Origin of the sequence: Actinomadura sp. CNU-125 (genome assembly GCF_001942465.1) — a bacterium.
In the GTDB taxonomy this organism is placed as follows: domain Bacteria; phylum Actinomycetota; class Actinomycetes; order Streptosporangiales; family Streptosporangiaceae; genus Spirillospora.
Window position 1 is genome coordinate 1 of sequence record NZ_MKJY01000378.1, and the last position, 3,961, is coordinate 3,961.

The following is a 3,961-nucleotide window of genomic DNA, read 5'->3' on the forward strand; positions in this document are numbered from 1 at the left end:
CCGGGCGGGGCACCGGACGGGGACGCCGCGGGCTGCCCGCGGCGACGGCCACCGGGGGGACCGGCCGCCCCGCGACGGGCCGCCGCCGCGACCGCCCTGGACGCGGCCCCGGACGAGGCTGCCTGCCGGGCATCGGTCCCCCTCCGGAGTTCCCGCGCTGCCCACCGGCGGAAGCGCCGGGGCGGGGGGCGCGCCTGCGGCCCGGGCTGTCTCCGTAATCCGGTCCGTATCGGCTTGGGTTGCTCACGCGGCCTCATCAACTGGGGTACGGCTGTGCGTCGTCAGAGGGTACTGCGCACGTGCGGACGTGGGGGGCGGAGCGGTACGGCCGGCCACCCCCGCGGGGGTCGAACGCACTCGATCATGCCATCCGGTACCGGCTCGTCCGGACCGTTCCGGCGTTATGTCCGATTCGCGGCCCGACCTGCCGGTCCACCCGGCGACCGGAGACCGCCGACGGCCGCGCGCCACCGCGCACGTCGCCGTCCTCGACCGCACGCGAAAATAATTCATGTCACACCCCGATCTGACGAGGACCTCACCGGCGGGACGCCCGGCGGCGGTCCGAACGCCGCCGGGCCACGTTCATCGGTCGACATCGCGTCAGTCCGGTGGCCTGCCGGACGGCAGCAGCGGACCGACGTTCTCGAACTCGGTCTCGCCGAGGCCGCGACCGTCGCCGCGGCGCTCCCGGCACTCCTCGGCACCCCGGTGCAGCCGGCACCACCAGTCCGGCGGCGGATCGCTCGGCGGCTTGTTCGGGTCGCAGTTCCCGTTCGAGATCGGGGTCGGGCACGCGGGCTTGTCGCCGCCGTCGCCGCCGCCGTCCTGGCACTTCGGGTGCAGGCGCCCCCACGGCTTGTCGCACCACTCGGGCTTCTCGGGCTTCTTCGGCTTCGGCGGCTTCGCCCACTTCTGGACGATCCCGTCGAACCCCGGCTCGGGGAACGACTTGACCTCCAGGCCCTTGGTCGCCCGCGTCATGTACGCGCGCCACAACCGCGCCGGGATCGTCCGCCCTCGACCTCGCCGACGCCCGGCAGGACGACCGACTTCTTCTTCCCGTCCGACCCGTTCGCGTCGCTGAACATCGTCACCGCGGTCGACACCTGGGGCACGTAGCCGACGAACCACGACGACACGTTCCGGTCCGTCGTGCCCGTCTTGCCCGCGACGTCCCGTCCGTCCGGGAGCTGCGCCGCCGTCGCCGTCCCGCCCTTGACGACCTGCTGCATCGCGTACGTCGCATCCGCCGCGACGCCCTTGCTGAAGATCCGGCGCGACTCGTACTTCGGCTTCAGCCGGACCGTCTCGTTGTCGCTCTGCTTCACGACCCGGATCACGTGCGGCTCGTGGTAGACGCCGCCGTTGGCGAACGCCTGGTACCCGGCGGCCTGCTCGATCGCCCGGATGTCGTTGACGCCGAGCGCCAGGTTGATCCCCACGTGCCCCTTCAGCAGGTCGGGAGAGATCCCCGCGTCGGTCTCGGTCTCCTTCACCTCGTCGATGCCGACCTTCCCGGCGAGCTGCAGGAACGCGGTGTTGACCGACTCCTGCAGCGCCTTCGTCAGCGTGATCGCCTTACCGACGTCGTGGGTGTTCGGGACGATCGTCGCGCCCTGCGTGCCCTTCGGCACCACGTTGCCGTTCGAGTCCAGCGGCGTCTTCGACCGTCCCTCGACGAGGCTCTTGAGGCTGTATCCCTGCTTCAGCGCGGTCGCCAGCACGTACGGCTTCATCGCCGACCCCGCCTGCGCGGAGCCCTGCCACACGGTGTTGAACGACTGCTCCAGGTACCCGGGCCCGCCGTAGAACGCGATGACCTCGCCGTTGGCGGTGTTGACCGACACCAGCCCGACCTGGATGTGCTTCTTCGCGAGGTCCTTCGGCTTGACCTGCGCGATGCTCTTCTCGGCGGCCCGCTTCGCGTCCGCCATCCGCTTCCGGTTGAACGTCGTGTAGACGCGCAGGCCCTTGGTCGACAGCTCCTGCTCGTCGATCCCGATGCGGCTGAGCTCTTCCTTGGCCCGCATCAGCATGTAGCCCTGCTGGCCCTCGTACAGCTGGTCACCGGCGTTGCGGGACCGGAGCTTGGGGAAGGTCTTCTTGTACTTCTCGGCGTCCGCCGCCTTCATCTCGCCCATCTCGACGAGACCGTTCAGCACGTACTCGTACCGGCCCTGCGCCCAGTTCTTCCACTGCTTCTCGGCGGGGTCGCGGTTCGGGTGCTGGATGAGCCCCCCGAGCAGCGCGGCCTGGTCGGGCTTGAGGTCCCAGACGTCCGTGCCGAAGTACTCGCGGGACGCGGCCTGGATGCCGTAGGTGTTGCGGCCCAGGTAGATGGTGTTCAGGTACAGCTCAAGGATCTCGTCCTTGGTGTACTTCTCTTCGAGCTTCACGGAGATGAACAGCTCTTTGAACTTCCGGCTCATCGTCCGGTTGTTGGGGTCGGAGTAGTAGTTCTTGGCGAGCTGCTGCGTGATCGTGGAACCGCCGCCCGACCCGCCGGTCAGGTTGTCCCACACCGCCCGCGCGGTGCCCCTGATCGAGAATCCCGGGTCCGTGCGGAAGCTGCGGTTCTCCGCCGCCAGCACCGCCTCCTGGACGATCTTCGGCACCTTCTCCAGGTCGACGCTCTGCCGCTTCTTCCCGACCCGCCCGATCTCGGTGCCGTCGGTGTAGTAGAAGATCGACGCCTGGTCCTGGACGCCCTCGACCGTCGGCTCCGACGGCGTCGGCGTGTTCGAGTACGCGACCCACACCAGCGTCATCACGCTCACGAGTCCGAGCGTGACGACGCCGCTCACCACCTTCCACGAAGGCAGGAACCGCCGCCATCCCGTGCTGCGCGACCGCAGGTGATCGAGAAGGCTCCGCTTCCCCTTCCCGCCCCCGCCGGGCCCACCCGGCCCTCCGGGGCCGCCGGGCCCACCCGGACCCCCTGGACCCCCTGGACCCCCGGGTCCGCCGGGTCCGCCGGGTCCGCCGGGAATGCCCCCGGCCCCGAACCCGACCGCCTTCGCGGGCGGATCCCCGGCCGTCGTCTGGGCCGCACCGAAACCGGACGGGACGGGCGCGCCGCCCCGGAAAACGTCCACGCTCGTCTCGTCCGAGGACGGTCCGCCCGGCGCGCCACCGGATCCGCCGGGCGCGCCCGGCATTCCCGAAGGCGCGGTCGCCGACGTCGCCGGTCCGCCGCCGAGAGGGGCCGAACCGGGGGGAACATGAACGGTCGCGGTCGCCGAGCCCGGCGGCCCGGCGCACCGGGCGCCGGGGCCGAAGGCCCGCCCAGCGGGCCGCCGCCGCCCAGGGGCCCCGGACCGGACGGCACGTGCACCGTCGCGTCCCCGAGACCGGCACCGGACGAGGAGCCGCCCAAGGGGTCGTCGCCGAGGCCGGGACCCGGACCCGGCGCGGAAGGCGAGCCGCCCGGCGGACTCGGCGGCGGCGATCCCAACGGGCCGCCGCTCAGCGGATCCGACCCGGACGGCACATGAACGGTCGCGTCACCGAGACCGGCGCCCGGCGCAGCCGGAGGAGGCCCGCCCAACGGGCCACCCCCCAAGGGGCCACCGCTCAACGGGCCGCCGAGCGGGTCCGAGCCGGACGGCACGTGCACCGTCGCGTCACCAAGACCGGGCCCCGGCACAGAGGGCGAACCGCCCGACATATCCGGCAGACCCGAACCGGCGCCGCCGCCCAGCGGACCACCGCCGAGGGGGTCCGGCCCGGGCGGCACGTTCCGGTCGCGTCACCGAGACCGGCGCCCGGCGCAGCCGGAGGCGGCCCGCCCAACGGGCCACCGCCCCAAGGGGTCGCCGAGCGGGTTCCGACCCGGACGGCACATGAACGGTCGCGTCCCCGAGACCGGGCCCCGGCACAAATGGAGGAGGCCCGCCCAACGGGCCGCCCCCCAGCGGGCCACCGCTCAACGGGTCGCCGAGCGGGTCAGAGCCGGACG

At 72.5% G+C, this 3,961-nt stretch carries 2 protein-coding genes; both read right to left on the reverse strand.

Annotated features, from left to right (window positions below; genetic code table 11):
• Positions 1–603: 603 nt before the first annotated feature.
• Positions 604–984 carry a hypothetical protein gene (locus tag BJF79_RS34150; protein WP_075903652.1) on the reverse strand — a complete coding sequence of 127 codons (381 nt, stop codon included), beginning with the start codon at positions 982–984 and terminating at the stop codon, positions 604–606.
• Positions 981–2,807 carry a transglycosylase domain-containing protein gene (locus BJF79_RS34155; protein ID WP_075903654.1) on the reverse strand — a complete coding sequence of 609 codons (1,827 nt, stop codon included), beginning with the start codon at positions 2,805–2,807 and terminating at the stop codon, positions 981–983. Before BJF79_RS34155 ends, BJF79_RS34150 begins: the two co-directional genes overlap by 4 nt.
• Between the last annotated feature and the right edge of the window lie 1,154 nt (positions 2,808–3,961).

Excerpts from the sequence above, each read along its gene's own strand:
- BJF79_RS34150 (WP_075903652.1), bottom strand. The coding sequence starts at position 984 with ATGACGCGGGCGACCAAGGGCCTGGAGGTCAAGTCGTTCCCCGAGCCG.